The organism is Actinophytocola sp. (assembly GCF_009379765.1).
GTDB lineage: Bacteria > Actinomycetota > Actinomycetes > Mycobacteriales > Pseudonocardiaceae > Actinophytocola.
Window position 1 is genome coordinate 1 of the sequence record NZ_WHTD01000173.1, and the last position, 17,819, is coordinate 17,819.

The window sequence follows — 17,819 nt, forward strand, 5'->3', positions numbered from 1 at the left end:
GTAGGAGAAGCGCAGGCGCGTCAGCGCCGAGCATCGCACGGAGGAAGACAGTGAGTAGCGGAGGAGCGGAGCGAACCATGGGCACCGTGAGCGGGGGTGACGGAGCGTTCGCTGTCTGGACGGAGGAAGACAGCGAGTAGCGGAGGAGCGGAGCGAACCATTCAGCACAGGAAGCGCGGGCGCGTCGGCGCCGAGCATCGCACGGAGCGAGCCATTGGACGGTGGGGGCGGCGGGTAGCGGAGGAACGAAGCGAACCATGAGCACAGGGAGCGAGAACTTCGCTGGTCAGACCGTGTTGGTGACAGGCGGTTCGCGTGGTGTCGGGCTGGGGGTCGTGCGGGGTTTCCTGGCTGCCGGGGCCGACGTCGTGACCTGCGGTCGCGCCGAGACGGCCGATGTCGACGCCCGGTACCTCCAGGCCGACGTGCGTGACGTGTCCCAAGTGGACGCTCTGGTGTCGGCGGTGGTCGCCGAGTTCGGCCGGCTCGACGTGGTGGTGAACAACGCGGGCGGCTCCCCGCCGGTCGATGCCGCCACGGCGTCACCCCGGCTGCACGAGAAGATCATCGCGCTGAACCTGCTGGCGCCGCTGCACGTGTCGCAGCGGGCGAACACCGTGATGCAGCAACAGGATTCGGGCGGCGTGATCGTGATGATCGGCAGCGTGTCGGGGACCCGCCCGTCGCCGGGGACCGCGGCCTACGGGGCCGCGAAGGCGGGCTTGGCGAACCTGGCGACGAGCCTGGCGGTGGAGTGGGCGCCGAAGGTCCGGGTGAACACGGTCGTCGTCGGGCCGGTCGACACCGAGCTGTCGCACCTGCACTACGGCGACGCGGAGGGGGTGGCCGCGGTCGGCGCGACGATCCCGGCGGGCCGGATGGCGAAGCCGGCCGACGTGGCGGAGGCGTGCCTCTTCCTGGCCTCCCCGTCGGCGGGCTTCATCAGCGGCAGCACCCTGACCGTCCACGGCGGCGGCGAACGTCCGGCGTTCCTGGCCGCCTCGAACGCGGCGCCGCCCCGATGATCTGCGCGGGCCGCGTGGTCGCGGTGACCGGCGCGGGGCGGGGCATCGGCCGCGAGCACGCCCTGGAGTTCGCTCGCCAGGGCGCGTCGGTGGTGGTGAACGACCTGGATTCGGCGGCGTCGGTGGCGGCCGAGATCGGCGCCGCCGCCGTTCCCCACGCGGAGGACGTGTCCACCTGGTCCGGCGCCGAGTCACTCGTCACCACCGCGCTGTCGTCCTTCGGCCGCCTGGACGTCCTGGTGAACAACGCCGGCATCGTGCGGGACCGCATGCTGGTCTCGACCTCGGAAGCCGAGTGGGACGACGTGCTGCGGGTGCACCTGAAGGCCCACTTCCTGACCACCCGGCACGCCGCCGCCCACTGGCGAGCCGCGGCGAAGTCCGGCGAGACCGTGGACGCCCGCGTGATCAACACCAGCTCCGGCGCCGGCTTGTGGGGCAGCGTCGGCCAGTCGAACTACTCGGCCGCGAAAGCCGGCATCCTCGGCCTGACCCTGGTGGCCGCGGCCGAGCTGTCCCGCTACGGCGTGACGGTCAACGCCATCGCCCCCTCGGCCCGCACCCGCATGACCGAGGACCTGTTCCCCGACCTGCCGGGCCCGGAGGACGTGGCCCCGCTGGTGGTGTGGCTGGGCAGCCCGGAGTCGCGCCACGTGACGGGGAGAATCTTCGAGGTCGAGGGCGGCCGGCTGACGGTCGTCAACGGCCACGGCCGAGGCCCCGCGGTCGACAACGGCACCCGCTGGAACCCGGCCGACCTGGGCAAAGCCGTGGACGCCCTGCTGGCCGAGACCCCCGACCCGACCCAGGTCTACGGCACCTGACCGGGCGTCCTCAGAAGGCGGAGTTGCCCCACTCGCCGGTGAAGGCGATCTCCGACAGCGGCTTGCGACGGCGGGAGGCCAGCTCGCGCCCGCGCCGCTCGTCGTCCAGCAGGTCGGGCGAGCCGAGCGTGCCGACGGCCACGACGGCCAGCGGTTCGACGTCGGCCGGCAGCGAGAAGACGAGCTTGGCGCCCTCCTTGTTGAAGCCGCCCAGCTGGTGCGCCACCACGCCCTCGGCGACCGCTTGCAGCACCAGGTTCTCCGTCGCCAGGCCGGTGCCGTACTCGGGCATCGGCAGCGGGCCCTTCTCGTTGGTGGTCACCATGCAGCACAGCATCAGCACCGCCGCCGACCAGGCCCAGCCCTTGTTGCGCGGGGAGAGCAGGTCGAAGATCCGGGCGTAGGTCTCGTCGCCGCGGCGGCCGATCAGGTACCTGGCCGGCTGGGTGTTTCCGTTCGACGGGGCCCAGCGCGCGGCCTCGAGCATCGCCCGCAGCGCGACGTCGCTGACCTGACCGTTCGGGTCCAGCGCGCGGGGGCTCCAGCGCGCCGCGATGATCGGGTGGACCGCGACGCTCGTCTCGGCGTCCTTCGAAACAGAGGTCATCAGATCGCGTATCCCCACGAGGTGATCGAGTAGGCGCCGAACCACGAGCTCGCCAGCACCAACCCGCCGAGCGCCAGCACCGCCGTCGACGGCTTTCGTCTGGCCAGTGCCAACGCCATCGGGATCAGCAGCGTGAACGCCGGGATTATCAGCCGCGCCTTGGAGTTCATCAGGCCGTTCGCGCACAGGTCCATCGCGAGCACGCCGGCCGCGAACACCATCAGCGGCCACTCGACCCGCCGCACGAAGCCGATCACCAGCAGCACCAGTGCGACGACGATCAGGCCGACCGTCGTGACCTCCAGCACCGACCGCGCGTCGGCCAGCGCCTCCAGGCTGAACTTCACCGTCGCCGCGCCGCCGTCGAAGCCCGTGCCCCAACCGCGCTCCTGCAACGCGAACCAGCCGTCCCACTCACCGGTCTGCGCGCCGACCCACGCCAGGTAGCCGACCAGCCCGACCGGCGCGATCACCCCGCCGACCCACGGCCGCCAGCCGTCCCGCCGGTTGACGATCGCCACCAGCACCGCGAGGCCGACGGCCAGGATCAGCGCCGCGCCCGTCGACCGCACGATCCCCGCGGCCGCGCAGCACACGCCGGCCAGAACCCACCGCTTCTCCAGCACCCCGACCAGCGACCACGCGGCGAGCGCGCAGAACATCGCCTCCGAGTAGGCCATCGAGAGCACGATCGACATCGGCGTAGCGGCGAACAGGGCCACCAGGATCAGGCCGGTGCGGGTCGAGCCGCCGCGGATGTGCCGGCCCAGCCGCACGAGTGCGTAGGAACACCCGACGCCCGCGACGATCGTCGTCGTGAAGGCGGCGGTGACCAGGCCGATCCCACCACCGCCGTCGATCCCCGCGACCCAGCGCACGACGGTCGGGTAGCCGGGGAAGAACGCGAGCGGCGTCTCGGCGCTGCGCCGGCCGAACGCGTCGACCAGGCTCGCCGGCACCCCCGCGTAGCCGCCCTCGGCGATCGCGAGGAACCACTGGCCGTCCCAGGACCGCAGCGCCTCGGTGACCGACCGGTCGGTGGCGGCGGCCATCCAGGTCAGCACGAGCAGGCCGAACTCACGGATGCCGAGGAAGATCAGCGCGGGGGCGAGGAGCTCGCCGATCCGACGCACCGTCCATCTCGACGGCCCGGTCGGCTTGCCGGCCTCGGCCGGTGACTCGGTCCGTGAGTCGCTGTCAGCCGGGGCCTCGGCCCCGGCCGCGGGCTCGGCGGCGGACTCCTCGTCGGAGTCGGCGCGGGTGACGTCCGTCGCAGACACCCCGATCCTTTCCCTGCTCATCTGCTCGGTCGTTACAGAGTAGGGCGCGCATCCGCGCACGTGGCGGCGGCCACACGCGCGACGGAATCGAATGGCCCCCTCCGTTAGGCTCGCCTTGTCGGTCTGAGGAGGTTTCGGACAAGTGGCGTTGGTGGTCCAGAAATACGGCGGTTCCTCGCTGGAGAACGCGGACCGGATCAAGCGGGTGGCCGAGCGGATCGTCAAGACCCGCAAGGCCGGGAACGACGTGGTCGTGGTGTGCTCGGCGATGGGCGACACGACCGACGAGCTGCTCGACCTCGCGCAGCGGGTGAACCCGGTGCCGCCTGAGCGCGAGATGGACATGCTGCTCACCGCGGGTGAGCGGATCTCGAACTCGCTGGTCGCGATGGCCATCGGCGCGCTCGGCGCGGAGGCGCTGTCGTTCACCGGTTCGCAGGCCGGGGTCATCACGGACTCCACGCACGGCAAGGCGCGGATCATCGACGTCACGCCCAGCCGGGTCCAGCAGGCCCTCGACGACGGCTTCATCTGCCTGGTCGCCGGCTTCCAGGGCGTGAGCCAGGACACGAAGGACATCACGACTCTCGGCCGGGGCGGCTCCGACACCACCGCCGTCGCGCTGGCCGCGGCGCTCAACGCGGACGTGTGTGAGATCTACACGGACGTGGACGGTGTCTTCACCGCGGACCCACGGATCGTCACCAACGCCAGACGTCTCGACCGGGTGCCCTACGAGGAGATGCTCGAGATGGCGGCGTCCGGGGCGAAGGTGCTGATGCTGCGCTGTGTCGAGTACGCCCGGCGCTACGGCGTCCCGATTCACGTCCGCTCGTCGTACACCAACAAGCCGGGCACGATCGTGTCCGGCTCAGTGGAGGACATTCCCGTGGAACAGGCGATGATCACCGGCGTCACGCACGATCGGTCCGAGGCCAAGGTGACCGTGACCGGCGTGCCCGACCAGACCGGCGTCGCGGCTCGCATCTTCCGGGTGGTGGCCGACGCCGAGATCGACATCGACATGGTGCTGCAGAACGTGTCCAGCACCGTGTCCGGGCGCACGGACATCACGTTCACTCTTTCGAAGGACAACGGCCCGACCGCGGTGGCGGCGTTGGAGAAGCTCAAGACCGAGCTGGGCTTCACCGCGGTGCTCTACGACGACCACGTCGGCAAGGTGTCGCTGGTCGGCGCCGGCATGCGCTCGCACCCCGGCGTCACCGCGTCGTTCTGCGAGGCGCTGGCCAAGGCCGGGGTGAACATCGAGATCATCAACACCTCGGAGATCCGGATCTCGGTGCTGATCCGGGACACCGAGCTGGACGAGGCCGTGCGGGCGATCCACGAGGCGTTCGACCTCGGCGGCGACGAGGTCGCCACGGTCTACGCGGGGAGCGGTCGCTGATGAGCTCGGGTGCGGGTGTCCCGCAAAACACACCAACACTCGCGCTGGTCGGCGCCACCGGGGCGGTCGGCTCGGTGATGATCGAGATCCTGAACGAGCGGCCGGACTGGCCGTGGGGCGAGGTGCGGCTCATCGCGTCGCCCCGCTCGGCCGGCCGCAAGCTCACCGTCCGCGGCGCCGAGGTCACCGTGGTCGCGCTGGCGCCCGAGGTGTTCGACGGCGTCGACGTGGCGATGTTCGACGTGCCGGACGGGGTGTCCGCGGAGTGGGCCCCGGTCGCCGCCGCGCGTGGCGCGGTCGTGGTGGACAACTCGGGCGCGTTCCGCATGGACGACGACGTGCCGCTGGTGGTGCCCGAGGTCAACCTCGACATGATGGCCGCGCGGCCGCGGGGGATCGTCGCGAACCCGAACTGCACGACGTTGTCGATGATGGCCGCGCTGGGCGCGCTGCATCACCGGTTCTTGCTGCGCGAGCTGGTCGTGGCGTCCTACCAGGCGGTCTCCGGTGCCGGGGTGGCCGGCGTGGAGCGACTGTACGCGGAGCTGTCCGCGGTGGCCGGCAAGCAGGTCGGCATGCGTGCCGGCGACGTGCGCGAGGCGCTGGCGGCGGCCGGACTGTCCATTGCGGACTCGCCGTTCCCCGGGCCGCTGGCGCTGAACGTCGTCCCGGCCGCGGGTTCGTACAAGGGCGACGGCTGGTTCTCCGAGGAGCTGAAGGTCCGCAACGAGTCACGGAAGATCCTGGGCATCCCCGACCTGCGCGTGTCGGCGACCTGCGTGCGGGTCCCCGTGGTGACGACGCACTCGCTCGCGGTGCACGCGACGTTCGCGTCGCCCGTGTCGGTGGCGCAGGCGCACGAGGTCTTCGCCGCGTCGCCGTCGGTGGTCCTGGTCGACGACCCAGCCGCGGGCGAGTTCCCGATGCCGGCCGACGTCGTCGGCGGCGACCCGACCTACGTGGGTCGCATCCGGCAGGCGCTGGACTTCCCGAATACGCTGGACTTCTTCGTGTGTGGGGACAACCTGCGCAAGGGCGCCGCGCTGAACACCTACGAGATCGCCGAGGCCCTGGCCGCGCAGATTTAGGCCATGTCTCGCGGATCTTGGATCGTGGTGTTCGCGCCCAGATGCCCCCTGCGACGCCCAGGAGCTCACGGACACCCAGGACCTGTACGACAACCGCTACGTCGACAGCCCGGTGTGGTCGGCGCGGTAACAACTCACCGCGCAGGTCAGCGTCACGCTGGCCGGTGCGGGAGAGTCCCGGCATACTGTGGACTCTCTCGCATCGACCGGAGCGTTCTCGTGCACGCACAGCGACGACCGATCGTCGTCCGGCCGGCGCAATGGGCGCTGCGGGGCGCGCCGCGTGGCGTCGCGCCCTACTATCTCGGCACCGAACTGGTGGCCGTCGGTCTTCTCGCGCTCACGTTGCCGTTCTCCGCCACGGGTTCGGACTGGGCGCGGTTCGGGGCGCTGCTTGTCGTCGGGGTGGTGCAGGCGGAGCTCTCCCTCGGGACCGAGCGGGTGCGGCTCTACCTGTCGAACGCGCCGCACATCAACATGACGTCGGTCTGGATCTTCGGCGGTGCGGTCGTGCTGCCGCCGGAGCTGGCCGTGCTGCTGACCGTGTTGATCTACGGACACCTGTGGCTGCGGGTGTGGCGGCCGGTCCAGGGCCGGCCCGCCTACCGGGTCCCGTTCTCGACGGCGACGATCGTCCTGTCGTGCCTGGCGGTCGCGCTGGTGCTGCACTGGTTCGGGGTGCACGGCACGCTCGCCGGCGACTGGGAGGGGCTGCGCGCACTGCTGGCGATCGGGGTCGCGGCGCTCGCGTTCACAACGGTCAACGCCGTGCTGATCGCCGTGGGGGTGAAGCTGCACAACCCGTCGCGCCGGTTCACGACGTTGTTCGCCACCCGTTCGGAGAACGCGCTCGAGCTCGGCACGTTGAGCCTCGGCGGCGCGACGGCGGCGGTGCTCGTGACGCATCCGGCGCTGGTGGCGCTGATGTTGTTGCCGGTGGTCGTGCTGCACCGGTGCGTGCTGATGCGCCAGCTCGAGGAGACGGCCGCGCAGGACTCGAAGACCGGGCTGCTCACCGACCTCGAGTGGAAGAACCACCTGACCACGGAGCTGGCGCGGGCGGAGCGCCGGCCGGAGCCCTTCGGTGTGCTGATCATCGACCTGGACAACTTCAAGCGGGTCAACGACACCCATGGTCACGTCGCGGGCGACGCCGTCCTACGCGCGGTGGCCGACGCCATCCGCGGGGAGCTGCGTGCCTACGACGCGGTCGGTCGCTGGGGCGGTGAGGAGTTCGTGGTGCTGCTGCCGGAGATCACCGAGCAGGGCGCCCGCGACGTGGCCGAGCGGATCCGCCGCGCGGTGGCCCGCCTGACCCTGACCGTGACGATCGACGAGCGGCAGACGGTGATCGCGGGCCTGTCCGCGTCGGTGGGCGTGGCCGGCCACCCGGCGGCGGGCTCGACGGTGGAAGGCTTGGTACACGCCGCCGACACGGCGATGTACCAAGCCAAACGCAACGGCCGCAACACGGTCGTGAGCTACGCGGACCTTCCCACACAACCTGTGGACAGTGTGGATCCCGCCTGTGGATAACCGCCTCAGCCGACCGGAACCGGTAACGCGTCGGCGGCCCGCCGGTGTTGCCGGGCGATCAACACCGCTGCCACCGCCGCGACCAGGACCCCGCCCATGCCGGCCAGCGCGAAGCCCCAGCCCGGGGACGAGTGGTCCACCACGAAGCCGACCAGCGGGGCGCCCGCCGCCGCGCCCAACGTGAAGGCCGACGACTGCATCCCCGTCGCCTCCCCGCGCGCGGCCGCCGGCGCCAGCCGGCTGACCTCCTCGCCCGTGGCGGCGATCGTGGGCGCGCACAACGCCGACGCCGGCAGCAACGCGACAGCCAGCAACCACCACTCGCCGGACAGGAGTCCGATCGGGACGGTCAGCAGACCCAGCCACGCCATCAGGGTCACCTGCGTCGGTGACCGGGGCAGCGCCCCGTAGACGAGGCCGCCGACGGCCGAGATCGCCGACCACGCGACGACGACGATGCCGGTGTACGCGAGCTCGTCGTTCTCCCTCAGCTGCGCCACGATCGCCACCTCGGTGCCCGCCAGGATGAACACCGCACCCGCCGCGATGATGAGCACCGCGACCATCCGCGGCGTCAACCACGTGCGCCGCGGCACCCGCTCACCGGTGGCCGCCGCGTTCTCCTCCTCGCTGCGCACCGCCGGGTTGACGACGAGCAGCGCGGCGCCGACGACCGCGATGCCGACGGCCATCGCCAGCATGGCCGTGGCGGTGGAGAACTGGGTGGCCAGCAGCACCGCCGTGGCCGGGCCGACCATGAACGACAGCTCCGTCGACACCGAGTCCATGGAGTACGCCGTTCGCCGCAGCTCCGGCGGCACCAGCGCGGCGATGGCCTGGCGCCCGATGGACATCGACGGCAGCACCAGCAGGCCCCCGACGAAGCCCGCGGCCAGTAGCAGCGGATACGGCAGGTATCGCCCGAACAGCCAGAACGTGGCCTCGCCGAGCGTGGTGACGATCACCATCGGGCGCAAGCCGTAGCGGTCGACGACCCGGCCCATGACGGGCGCGCCCAGCGCGATGCCGATGGTGAGGATGGCCCCGGCGGTGCCCGCCGCGCCGTAGCCGTGACCGAGCCCGACCGCGACGTGCAGGGTGAGCACCATGCCCGAGGCGGACATCGGGATGCGGGCGAGGAACACCAGCACCATCAGGGTGCGCACGCCCGGCAGGGCCAGCGTTCTGCGGTAGAGCTGCATAGGTGGATGTGACCTCTCGTGAGTCCTGGACGGCAACCAAATTACGGCCGCCCACCGACAGTTGTCCGTAGGTTTTCTTGACTCACTCCAGAGAAGGTGGGTGGTCGCGGGCGTGTCGACCGCTGATCGGTTCGAGACATCGCCTGCTCGGCGGGCGGAAACCTTGGCGTGGCCACTTCCGGTCGGGAGGAGGCCACGTCGTGGGGTCAAGCAGGCACACCGGGGCGACCCACGTAAATCCGCCGCACGGGTTGTTCGGCTGCTCGATCGTGTCACTGGCGGCGCGTCGTTTTTGCTGGTCACCGAGAGCGTGGTAACCGGTCGTTGCTTTGGTCACCCTTTCGATGCGGGGCGAACCGCCTGCTCGGCCGCATTTATTCACGCATTGCTAATCACGTGCCGAATCCGCGCCTTCCCTATCTGGCGCGTCCGGGCGCCTGCGGTAACGATGCTTTCCAGAGGGAGTTTCAAAAACCCGAAGGAGAAGTCCGCGAATGAACGTCAGACTTATTCGCTTTGTCGCCGGGCTGGCCGCCACGGCGATGGTTTCCGTACTGGGCGCAGGCATGGCCAACGCGTCGACGGCCGACCGGGTCGAATCCCGGATCGAGTCCGCGGCGGCGTCGCAGACCACGCACACGGCCGGTGAGTACCTGCAGCAGCTACACGACTATCTCGCTGCTGCCGTGACGTCCGATGACGTCGCCGCGGTCCAGGCGGCGGTCGCTCAGCTGCGTCCGGTGCTGGGTGTCGTGGCCGAGGCGCCCGCCGAGCGGGCCGCGCTGGTGCTGACCGACCGGGTGGACGCCGAAGCCGCTCAGGTCGAGCGGGACCTGCCCGGCCTGACGCTGCTGGCGCCGATCACCGGTCTGTTGACGTCGCTGCTCACGACGCTGCTGGACCTGGTGACGAGCCTGCTGGGCGGCCTGCCGGTGCCACTGCCGGTGCCGCTGCCGGAACTGCCGGTGCCGCTGCCGGAGGTGCCGGGCGTGCCGTTGCCCGAGGTGCCAGAGGTGCCAGCGCCGGGCGGCGAGCCGCCGGTCGACGCGCCGCTGCCGGAGGTTCCGCTGCCGGATGCCCCGTTGCCCGACGCGCCGTTGCCCGACGCGCCGGTTCCGGACGCGCCGCTGCCCGCCGTGCCGTGACCGAATTGCACTAGCCGCAATTCACGAGACCGCGGTAATCCGTCGAGGGGGGTGGATTATCGCGGTCTCGTATTGCATTAATGGATGATCACGCGGTCGGCCGGAAAATGTCCACGACATTCGCCCGGGACCGCAGCGCGAGGCCCGTACGCAGGGCGCCGGCCGCCTCGGAAACCGCCTCCCGAAATCGCGAGCCGAGGCTGACGAAGCTCGTGTACCCGTGGATCAGGTCGTCGTGCTGGCGCTTGACCACGGGCACGCCGGCCTCGCGCAGCCGGTCGGCGAACGCGTTGCCCTCGTCGCGCAGCGGGTCGAACCCGGCGGTCGCGAGGTAGGTCGGCGGCAGCCCGCGGAGGTCCTCGGCGAGCAGCACGGCGATCCGCGGGTCGGTACGGCGCTCGACGTCCGGGCAGTAGTGGTCCTCGAACCAGGTCAGGTCGTCGTCGGTGAGGAAGAAGCCGTCCGCGAACAGGTCGCGCGAGCGGCGGCGCACCGACGGGTCGGTGACCGGGTAGAACAGCAGCTGGAACACCGGGCGCGGCCCGCCGCCGCGGACCGTGTCGAGGCAGACCACGATCGCGAGGTTGCCGCCCGCGCTGTCCCCGCCGACCGCGACCGCCGCCGGGTCCGCGCCGAGGCCCTCGGCGTGCTCGACCGCGTAGCGGTACGCGGCGACCGCGTCGTCGGCCGCGACCGGGAACGGGTACTCCGGGGCGAGCCGGTAGCCGACCGAGAGCACCCGCAGGCTGGCCTGTTTGGCCAGGTAGCGACAGATGCCGTCGTGGGTGTCGATGCTGCCGATGACCCAGCCGCCGCCGTGGTAGAAGACGAGCAGCGGCGAGCCGGGCGGGAGGTCCGACGGCTCGTACAGCCGGGCCGGCATGGTGCCGTCGGTGGTCGGGAGGTTCAGGTTCCGGGTGCGGACGCCGGGCACGATCGGGCCGCCGAGCATGGTGCGGCCCGCTTCCAGGCGGGTCCGCGCGGCCGCTGGGTTTTCCGCTTTGAGACTCATCTCGCTGAGCGCGACCAGCCGCAGCAGCAGCTGGGCGTCGAGGGCGAGCTCGAGGCCGTCGAGGCGGATCGGCGGCCCCGCGACGAGCCGCCGCATGGGCCGGGGGAGGGCGAAGACCGCGTGCAGCGCGGCGCCTTGCACGGACAGCGGAACCCTGCTCAGGACACGTGACATCGATGGCCTCCCAGCTCGCACGACAGGAGGCTATAACCAACCTCGCGATTCTCCCGTACCCGCGCGACGGCCGCCCCCACTGTGTCACCCGATGGGGAATGATCGGGGTTGTGACGGTCAACGTGGTGGGCATCGGAGGATCCCTGCGCACCGACTCGCAGTCCGAGCGAGCGTTGCGCATCGTGCTCGACGGCGCGGCCCAGGCCGGCGCGAAGACCACCCTCGTCTCCGGCGCCGACCTGGTCCTGCCGTTCTACGACCCGGCCGAGCCCGACCGGTCGCCGGTGGCCCGCCGGCTGGTCGAGGAGCTGCGCGCGGCCGACGGCGTGGTGCTGGTGTCGCCCGGCTACCACGGCACGGTGTCCGGTCTCGTCAAGAACGCCCTGGACTACGTCGAGGACCTACGCGACGACGCCCGGCCCTACCTCGACGGCCGCGCGGTCGGCTGCGTGGCGACCGCGCGCGGCTGGCAGGCGGCGGTGACGACGCTGACGTCGCTGCGCTCGATCGTGCACGCGCTGCGTGGCTGGCCGACCCCGCTGGGCGCGGCGGTGAACTCCGCTCAGGTGGAGTTCGGCGCGGACGGCTGGTGCACCGACGAGAAGGTCACGACCACGCTGCGCACGATCGGGTTGCAGGTAGTGGAGTTCGCCACAGCGCGGGTGTGACCGGTAGGCAAGCGGGTACGCCAGGCGTTGACATGAGGGAACCCGCGAGGAGGAAACCATGACCAAGTCTCCGATCAGCAGCCCGCTCGACGACGGCGACCGCACGTCGACCGGTGCGGTCCTGCAGGCAACGCTGGTTGATCTCATCGACCTGTCCCTGGTCGCCAAGCAGGCGCACTGGAACGTCGTCGGGCCGAACTTCCGCAGCGCGCACCTCCAGCTCGACGAGCTGGTGACGGCGGCGCGCCAGTACGTCGACGAGGTGGCGGAGCGCGCGAACGCGATCGGCATCTCGCCGAACGGCAAGGCGAAGACGGTCGTCGAGAGCTCGGGCATCCCGGACTACCCGGAGAACTGGCAGTCGGTCGAGTCCACCGTGACCGCCGTGGTCGAGATCCTGGGCAAGCTGATCGAGCGGCTGCGCAAGCGCATCGACGAGACCGACAAGTCGGACCTGGTCACCCAGGACCTGCTGATCGAGATCACCCGTGAGCTGGAGAAGCAGCACTGGATGTGGCAGGCCCAGACCGCCGGGTGAGCCATCCGAGACGGCGCTTTCCGGGACGTCCCGGAAAGCGCCGCTCGGGTCTACAGGCCGAGCGCCCGGCGGACGAAGTGGACCTCGATCGCGATCTGCTTGATCGTCTCGGCGACCACCAGCGAGCCGTGGCCCGCGTCGTAGCGGTACACCTCGTACTTCGCATGCCGCACGGCCAGCCGCTCCAGGTAGTTGTCGATCTGGCGGATCGGGCAGCGCGGGTCGTTCTCCCCGGCCACCACCAGCACCGGCGCGCGCACCTCGTCGACGTAGGTGATCGGCGAGCACTCCACGTACCTGTCGGGCACCTCGTCCGGCGATCCGCCGAACAGCGCGCGGTCGAACGCGCGCAGCGGCTCCATCTCGTCGGCGTACGCGGCCAGGTAGTCGGCCACCGGCACCCCCGCGATGCCCGCCGCCCACAGCTGCGGCTGGGTGCCCAGCGCGAGCAGGCTCAGGTACCCGCCCCACGACGCGCCGTTGACCACGCACCGCGCAGGGTCGGCCAAGCCCTTCTCGACGGCCCACGCGTGCACCGCGGCGACGTCCGCGAGCTCGGTGAGCCCCGGCCGGCCCTCGATCGCGTCGCGCCAGGCCGAGCCGTAGCCGGTCGAACCGCGGTAGTTGACGTGCACGACGGCGAACCCGGCGTCCAGCCACACCGCGCGGTACGCGGAGAAGCGGTCCTCGTCGGCCGAGTGCGGGCCGCCGTGGAGGGTGAACACCGTCGGCAGCGGGCCGTCCGGCGCGCCGGACGGGCGCGAGTACAGCGCGTGCACGTTGCCGATGCCGTCCGCGGCCACGAAGACGTCGAGGAGCTCAACCGACGGCGGCGCCTTGTGCCCCGGCGGCTCGAGCAGCACCTGCTCGGTCCCGTCCGAGTACTGCGCCCGCACCAGCGGTGGCCGCGCGGCGTTGGACCACGCGTACTCGACCGTGCCGTCCGGCCGCACCGCCGCGCTCCCGATCGTCCCGTTCGGAGTGTCCAACTGGGACAGTGTGCCGCTCGCGAGGTCGTAGCGGTGCAGCGTGTTGCGCGCCTCGTGGGTATGCACGACGATGATCGCGGAGCCGTCCGGGTACCAGTCGGCGGTGACCTCGCCGGGCAGGTCGAGCGCGATCTCGGTCTCGGTGTCCGCGGCGACGTCCCAGACCAGCAGTTCCTCGCGGCCGCGCCGCTCGTGCAGGACGAGCAGCCGCTGGTCGCCGTCCACCGGGCTGAACGCGATCGCCTCGAGGCCCTTGCCCTTGCCGTCCCACTTCTCGGCGACCGTGGCGCCGTCGGCGAGGGCCAGCACGCGCAGCGCCGGGTGCCTGTTGTCGCCGTGTTCGGAGTGCTCGATCGTGAGCAGGGTCTCGTCGCGGGAGAGCGCGGCTACCCCGCCGTCGTGCTCGTCGCGGTAGACGACCTCGGCCGGGCCGCCGGCCCGGGTGACGAAGACCGTGGTGCCCGCGTCGTTGGAGACGCCGACCGCGCTGACCCGGCGGCCGATCCCGATGCCGGCCGGGTAGCCGGGCTCGCTGCCGGGCACGGCGGCGGCCGGACCCTCGGCGGCGGGGCGGCCGGCGAACGGCTCGCTGACCCAGCTGCCGAACTCGTCGCCGTCGGAGTCGGCGAACCACCAGATGTGCTCGCCGTCCGGGCCGATCGCGGCGTAGGACGTGCCGTTGGGCCGGTCGGTGACCTGCCGGTGGGTGCCGGTGGCCCGGTCCCAGGCGTAGACCTCCCAGACGCCGCTGGAGTTCGACAGGTAGAGGTTGCGGTCGGGGGCGTCGTGCGCCCACCGCGGCAACGAGACGCGGGCGGCGGTGAACCGGTCGCGCCAGCGGGCCTCCGCGTCGGCATCGGCGAACAGCGCGTCGGGGACCTCGGCCATGGGGTGGTTGCTCACCCCTCGATCCTGCCTCATGACCGCCCGGTCGTGTCGCGACGTCGTCGGATCGGCCGAACGTGCGTGGGGCCGGTAGAACTGTCCGTATGAACCATGTCGTCGACGTACACCGACCGGTTTCGGGCGACGTGATCGACCTGATCCTGGACGACCACCGGCTGTTCGAGGAGCTGCTGCGCAACCTGCGGGACGCCGGCTCCGACCGTCCCGCCGTCCGCGACGCGCTCGCCACGGTGCTCGTCGCGCACGCGGAGGCGGCGGAGAGGTTCGTGTATCCCAAGCTGCGCAAGCGATCCGCGGTCGGTGCGCACGAGGCCGAGCACGGGTCGGAGGAGCACGCGGAGGGGCACGAGGCGCTCCTCAAGGTGTTGGAGCTGAAGGGAACCGACACCCAGGCGTTCGAGGACGCGGTGGAGGAGCTGACATCCCGGCAGCGTGACCGGTTTTGCCGGAGTGGTGCTAACCTCCCGGAGATGTTCACCGTCAGCCGGCACGGCCGCGAGATCCATTTTCCTCAGGTCGTCGACGCAACCGAGGTGCCCTACACCTACAGGCCCTTCCGGGACGGCGGCTGGTACGAGAAGTCCTTCCTGGAGCACATCCGGCGGCAAGGCCGCCGCGGTGTCTACGTCGACGCGGGCGCGCACCTCGGCACCCATACGGCCTGGTTCGCGATGCTGTGCCCGTCGACTCACGTGCACGCGATCGAGCCGGTGACCCGTTTCGCAGACCAGCTCGACCGGATCGTCGAGGCGAACGCGCTCACCGAGCACGTCACCGTGCACCGGGTCGGCGTGTCCGACCGACCGGGGACAGCGACCAGCCACCTGAGCGCCGAGCACCAGATCGGCTTCGACCCGGCTGGCGCGCCCATGGCCAGGGACGAGACATTCTCGGTGACCACGCTCGACGAGCTGGTTCACGAGCCGGTCGCCGTTATCAAGATCGACGTGGAAGGCATGGAGGAGCGCGTGCTCCGCGGCGCGAGCCGGATCCTCTCGGCCTATCGGCCGAACGTCTACGTCGAGGCATGGAATCGTGACACGCTGCGCGGCATCGTTCGCGCGATTCGGCCGTTCGGCTACGGGCCGACTGGGCGGGTGTTCAACAGCACCCCGACCTACGAGTTCTCGCCCACGACCGCAGTGCACCGGGTGACCGGACCGGTCCTGCTGGCGGTGCGCCACACGTCCCGCGCTGCCCGCCGGTGGGTAGGAGCCGCACTCAAACGCGGCTAGTCTGCCGCGAAGGATTTCGCGGACCTAGCCGAGTACGAAGCGAAGCGAGTGAGACCCGCGAAGCGGGAAAGCTGGGTGAAGACCAAAGGCGCCCAGCGCCGGGTCGAGAGGAGCTCGCACCGTGGGGGTCTGGTGGGTCGCCCCCCCAGAGGTCGTTGAGCGACCAATCCCTGTCCGCGCACTCCGCGGACAGGGGTAGCCCAGGTTGGTCGGGGTGACAGGATTTGAACCTGCGACCCCTTCGTCCCGAAGCCAAGTAGGGCAGTCGGCGAGCATCCTGTTTCTCCTGGTCGGCGTGGTTAGGCGGCCGCGGATGTCCGCGACGGTTCGAGGCTGTACGCCTCGGTTGTCAGGCGGTTCGTCAGGCAGCGATTGTGTCTCGAGCGTCCCCGCGGACTGAAATGAGCCGCTCGCTCACCTGTTGTGCTGGCCGTGGCCATCGTCGGTTTGTGGTTGCTGCCGATCGAGATCTCAATCGGCCCGGTGCACGTTCGGCGCTGACCTGCCGTTCGTTGGGGCTGCGGGGGTGCCGCCGGCTTGTGGCCGGCGGCACCCGGCTCCACCAGGAGGCTGTTGCGCCCCCATCTGTGGGACTTCAAGCCGATCCGCGTTCCGTGAGCGGTTCGCGGCTCACTTCGGAGAGAGGCCGTCTCCACCAGCTCGAACTGTTCGAGGAGTTTGTCACTGTCCGGCCGGAGACGATTACACAGAGAGACTGAAGCCCGAGTATGATCAAATGAGAGGATTGGTTGTGACCCGCCCGCCCTATGAGACACTGGTTGTGTCTAGAGGAGGTGGCCATGACGACGGACAGTGCTGACTACGGGGCAGGTATGCCGACGTCCCGGCCTGTCTCGGTAGATGAGTTGTTCCGGGGCGTCCCGGTTCAGTCTGCGCGCGATCTTGCCTGTGACGGCATCTTTGACACCGATGAGGAGCTGGACGAGTTTCTTGCACATGTGCGAAGCACGCGTGACGCTGACCTCGCGTAGCTGCTGATGAATCGGGTCATTCTCGATACCGACGTCGCCTCGCTCAGTTTTAAGAATCGACTTCCTGCTAGCTTGCTCGCGCGGCTTGGCCACGCGCAGTTTGGGATTACGTTCGTGACGTTGGGCGAACTAACTCAGTGGGCGACGTTGCGCGACTGGGGACCGCGGAATCGAGCGAGGCTGGCAGCGTGGATTACGCCAAAGGCCGTGCTTCCGTACGCCGATGATGTAGCGCAAAGGTGGGGGCAAATTTCTGGGCGCGCGATTCGGCGCGGACGGACCCGCCCGGCCAATGACACGTGGATAGCCGCCTGCTGTCTCGTGTTTGACCTTCCATTGGCCACGCTCAACGTGAAGGACTTCGCCGACTTCGCCGAGCACGAGGGTCTGACCATCGTCACAGCATGATGCTGGTCGGGCTTCAACTCGTGCGCAGGTCGTCGGGTCAGCCACTTTCCGTCGACCTGCATCTGGCACAGATCGATGATCCTCTTCTATTTTCTCAATGTCTAAGCGCGCGTTGCTGTAACGCCTTGCCAGAGTGGGAAAGCCGCATCACGAACATCCACAGCTTGATCAACGTGCCGGCGATGGTGGCGGAGAACTCGCCGAAGTCGACCTCGGCCTCCGCGCCCGGCGGATGCGTCTGCGGCACCGCCACCTCCACCCGGTCCACGCCAAGCTCGACCCGGCGGCGCGCGACGTAACGCGACACCGTCACCTCAGCCAGCCTCGCCCCGTGCTCGGCGACCAGCCGCTGCCAAACCCGTCGCGCCGTATGCCGCTGCTTGGGTGGCACGTCCCGGTCGGCCAGCAGCCAGCCGTCGATCACCTCCACATGCGCATCGATCGCCGGTCGCGGCCGGCGCGCATACGTCTTACGCGGCGGCGGGACCGCACTGGCCAGCGCCTGGCGCACCGTCCGGCGATGCACATGACGCCTCTCAGCCAACTCCCGGATCGACAACCGCTCGACCCGCCTGTCCCGTCTGATCCGCTCGAACACCTCCACCCTCGACCGCGCCATTCCCCGACCTCCACGCCCGACGACAACGACATGGAAATCGCATCCCAGGTGGGGCCAACATTCGCGACGACACGCCGCCCCACCAAGCAGCGAGATCACCACCCAGGTGGAGCCAAGATTCGTGAAGAACAACGACCCAACCGGGGCCAGTTCAGGTGATCAC

General features: G+C 70.3%; 16 protein-coding genes. 10 read left to right on the plus strand and 6 right to left on the minus strand.

Annotation, left to right across the window (positions count from 1 at the left end; genetic code table 11):
- Positions 1–257 precede the first annotated feature (257 nt).
- On the plus strand, positions 258–1,025 hold the full coding sequence (locus GEV28_RS35510; protein ID WP_291417594.1) for an SDR family oxidoreductase: 768 nt from the start codon (positions 258–260) through the stop codon (positions 1,023–1,025).
- A complete protein-coding gene (locus GEV28_RS35515; RefSeq protein WP_291417596.1) occupies positions 1,022–1,849 on the plus strand; it encodes an SDR family oxidoreductase in 828 nt (275 codons plus the stop codon). Before GEV28_RS35510 ends, GEV28_RS35515 begins: the two co-directional genes overlap by 4 nt.
- A 10-nt stretch (positions 1,850–1,859) precedes the next feature.
- Here GEV28_RS35515 and GEV28_RS35520 read toward each other — a convergent pair whose 3' ends face one another.
- Entirely contained in the window at positions 1,860–2,456 is a 597-nt protein-coding gene (locus GEV28_RS35520) for a nitroreductase family protein (RefSeq protein ID WP_291417598.1), read from the minus strand.
- Positions 2,456–3,736: a hypothetical protein gene (locus tag GEV28_RS35525; RefSeq protein WP_291417600.1), complete on the minus strand. Its 1,281-nt coding sequence runs from the start codon at positions 3,734–3,736 to the stop codon at positions 2,456–2,458. Before GEV28_RS35525 ends, GEV28_RS35520 begins: the two co-directional genes overlap by 1 nt.
- A gap of 142 nt (positions 3,737–3,878) precedes the next feature.
- On the opposite strand from GEV28_RS35525, the gene GEV28_RS35530 reads away from it, so the two are divergent.
- The 3 genes from GEV28_RS35530 (at position 3,879) to GEV28_RS35540 (ending at position 7,768) form a co-directional block, all read left to right on the plus strand.
- Complete coding sequence (locus GEV28_RS35530; protein ID WP_291417602.1) at positions 3,879–5,144, plus strand: aspartate kinase; 1,266 nt, start codon at positions 3,879–3,881, stop codon at positions 5,142–5,144.
- Complete coding sequence (locus GEV28_RS35535) at positions 5,144–6,232, plus strand: aspartate-semialdehyde dehydrogenase (protein WP_291417604.1); 1,089 nt, start codon at positions 5,144–5,146, stop codon at positions 6,230–6,232. Before GEV28_RS35530 ends, GEV28_RS35535 begins: the two co-directional genes overlap by 1 nt.
- A 219-nt stretch (positions 6,233–6,451) precedes the next feature.
- Positions 6,452–7,768 carry a GGDEF domain-containing protein gene (locus GEV28_RS35540; protein ID WP_291417605.1) on the plus strand — a complete coding sequence of 439 codons (1,317 nt, stop codon included), beginning with the start codon at positions 6,452–6,454 and terminating at the stop codon, positions 7,766–7,768.
- 5 nt (positions 7,769–7,773) lie between these two features.
- Here the strand turns inward: GEV28_RS35540 and GEV28_RS35545 are convergent, their stop codons facing one another.
- Positions 7,774–8,970 (minus strand): MFS transporter, encoded by a 1,197-nt coding sequence (locus GEV28_RS35545; protein WP_291417607.1) that lies wholly within the window; start codon positions 8,968–8,970, stop codon positions 7,774–7,776.
- 494 nt (positions 8,971–9,464) lie between these two features.
- Here GEV28_RS35545 and GEV28_RS35550 point away from each other — a divergent pair, with 494 nt between their 5' ends.
- Entirely contained in the window at positions 9,465–10,115 is a 651-nt protein-coding gene (locus tag GEV28_RS35550; RefSeq protein WP_291417609.1) for a hypothetical protein, read from the plus strand.
- An 88-nt stretch (positions 10,116–10,203) separates the two neighbouring features.
- Here GEV28_RS35550 and GEV28_RS35555 read toward each other — a convergent pair whose 3' ends face one another.
- On the minus strand, positions 10,204–11,301 hold the full coding sequence (locus GEV28_RS35555; protein ID WP_291417611.1) for an alpha/beta hydrolase: 1,098 nt from the start codon (positions 11,299–11,301) through the stop codon (positions 10,204–10,206).
- A 110-nt stretch (positions 11,302–11,411) separates the two neighbouring features.
- Here GEV28_RS35555 and GEV28_RS35560 point away from each other — a divergent pair, with 110 nt between their 5' ends.
- Positions 11,412–11,969: an NADPH-dependent FMN reductase gene (locus tag GEV28_RS35560; RefSeq protein WP_291417623.1), complete on the plus strand. Its 558-nt coding sequence runs from the start codon at positions 11,412–11,414 to the stop codon at positions 11,967–11,969.
- 58 nt (positions 11,970–12,027) lie between these two features.
- A complete protein-coding gene (gene dps, locus GEV28_RS35565) occupies positions 12,028–12,507 on the plus strand; it encodes a DNA starvation/stationary phase protection protein Dps (protein ID WP_291417613.1) in 480 nt (159 codons plus the stop codon).
- A 50-nt stretch (positions 12,508–12,557) separates the two neighbouring features.
- Here dps and GEV28_RS35570 read toward each other — a convergent pair whose 3' ends face one another.
- The gene (locus GEV28_RS35570) at positions 12,558–14,417 is read right to left on the minus strand and encodes a prolyl oligopeptidase family serine peptidase (protein ID WP_291417615.1); all 1,860 of its coding nucleotides are present in this window, start codon (positions 14,415–14,417) and stop codon (positions 12,558–12,560) included.
- 68 nt (positions 14,418–14,485) lie between these two features.
- On the opposite strand from GEV28_RS35570, the gene GEV28_RS35575 reads away from it, so the two are divergent.
- Positions 14,486–15,637: an FkbM family methyltransferase gene (locus tag GEV28_RS35575; protein ID WP_291417617.1), complete on the plus strand. Its 1,152-nt coding sequence runs from the start codon at positions 14,486–14,488 to the stop codon at positions 15,635–15,637.
- A 998-nt stretch (positions 15,638–16,635) separates the two neighbouring features.
- Entirely contained in the window at positions 16,636–17,037 is a 402-nt protein-coding gene (locus GEV28_RS35580; RefSeq protein ID WP_291417619.1) for a type II toxin-antitoxin system VapC family toxin, read from the plus strand.
- Positions 17,038–17,131: 94 nt separating this feature from the next.
- Here GEV28_RS35580 and GEV28_RS35585 read toward each other — a convergent pair whose 3' ends face one another.
- On the minus strand, positions 17,132–17,635 hold the full coding sequence (locus tag GEV28_RS35585) for a hypothetical protein (protein WP_291417621.1): 504 nt from the start codon (positions 17,633–17,635) through the stop codon (positions 17,132–17,134).
- Positions 17,636–17,819: the final 184 nt, after the last annotated feature.

Excerpts from the sequence above, each read along its gene's own strand:
- GEV28_RS35535 (WP_291417604.1), top strand. The coding sequence starts at position 5,144 with ATGAGCTCGGGTGCGGGTGTCCCGCAAAACACACCAACACTCGCGCTG.
- GEV28_RS35550 (WP_291417609.1), top strand. The coding sequence starts at position 9,465 with ATGAACGTCAGACTTATTCGCTTTGTCGCCGGGCTGGCCGCCACGGCG.
- GEV28_RS35570 (WP_291417615.1), bottom strand. The coding sequence starts at position 14,417 with ATGAGGCAGGATCGAGGGGTGAGCAACCACCCCATGGCCGAGGTCCCC.
- GEV28_RS35515 (WP_291417596.1), top strand. The coding sequence starts at position 1,022 with ATGATCTGCGCGGGCCGCGTGGTCGCGGTGACCGGCGCGGGGCGGGGC.
- dps (WP_291417613.1), top strand. The coding sequence starts at position 12,028 with ATGACCAAGTCTCCGATCAGCAGCCCGCTCGACGACGGCGACCGCACG.
- GEV28_RS35555 (WP_291417611.1), bottom strand. The coding sequence starts at position 11,301 with ATGTCACGTGTCCTGAGCAGGGTTCCGCTGTCCGTGCAAGGCGCCGCG.
- GEV28_RS35510 (WP_291417594.1), top strand. The coding sequence starts at position 258 with ATGAGCACAGGGAGCGAGAACTTCGCTGGTCAGACCGTGTTGGTGACA.
- GEV28_RS35580 (WP_291417619.1), top strand. The coding sequence starts at position 16,636 with ATGAATCGGGTCATTCTCGATACCGACGTCGCCTCGCTCAGTTTTAAG.
- GEV28_RS35520 (WP_291417598.1), bottom strand. The coding sequence starts at position 2,456 with ATGACCTCTGTTTCGAAGGACGCCGAGACGAGCGTCGCGGTCCACCCG.
- GEV28_RS35575 (WP_291417617.1), top strand. The coding sequence starts at position 14,486 with ATGAACCATGTCGTCGACGTACACCGACCGGTTTCGGGCGACGTGATC.
- GEV28_RS35545 (WP_291417607.1), bottom strand. The coding sequence starts at position 8,970 with ATGCAGCTCTACCGCAGAACGCTGGCCCTGCCGGGCGTGCGCACCCTG.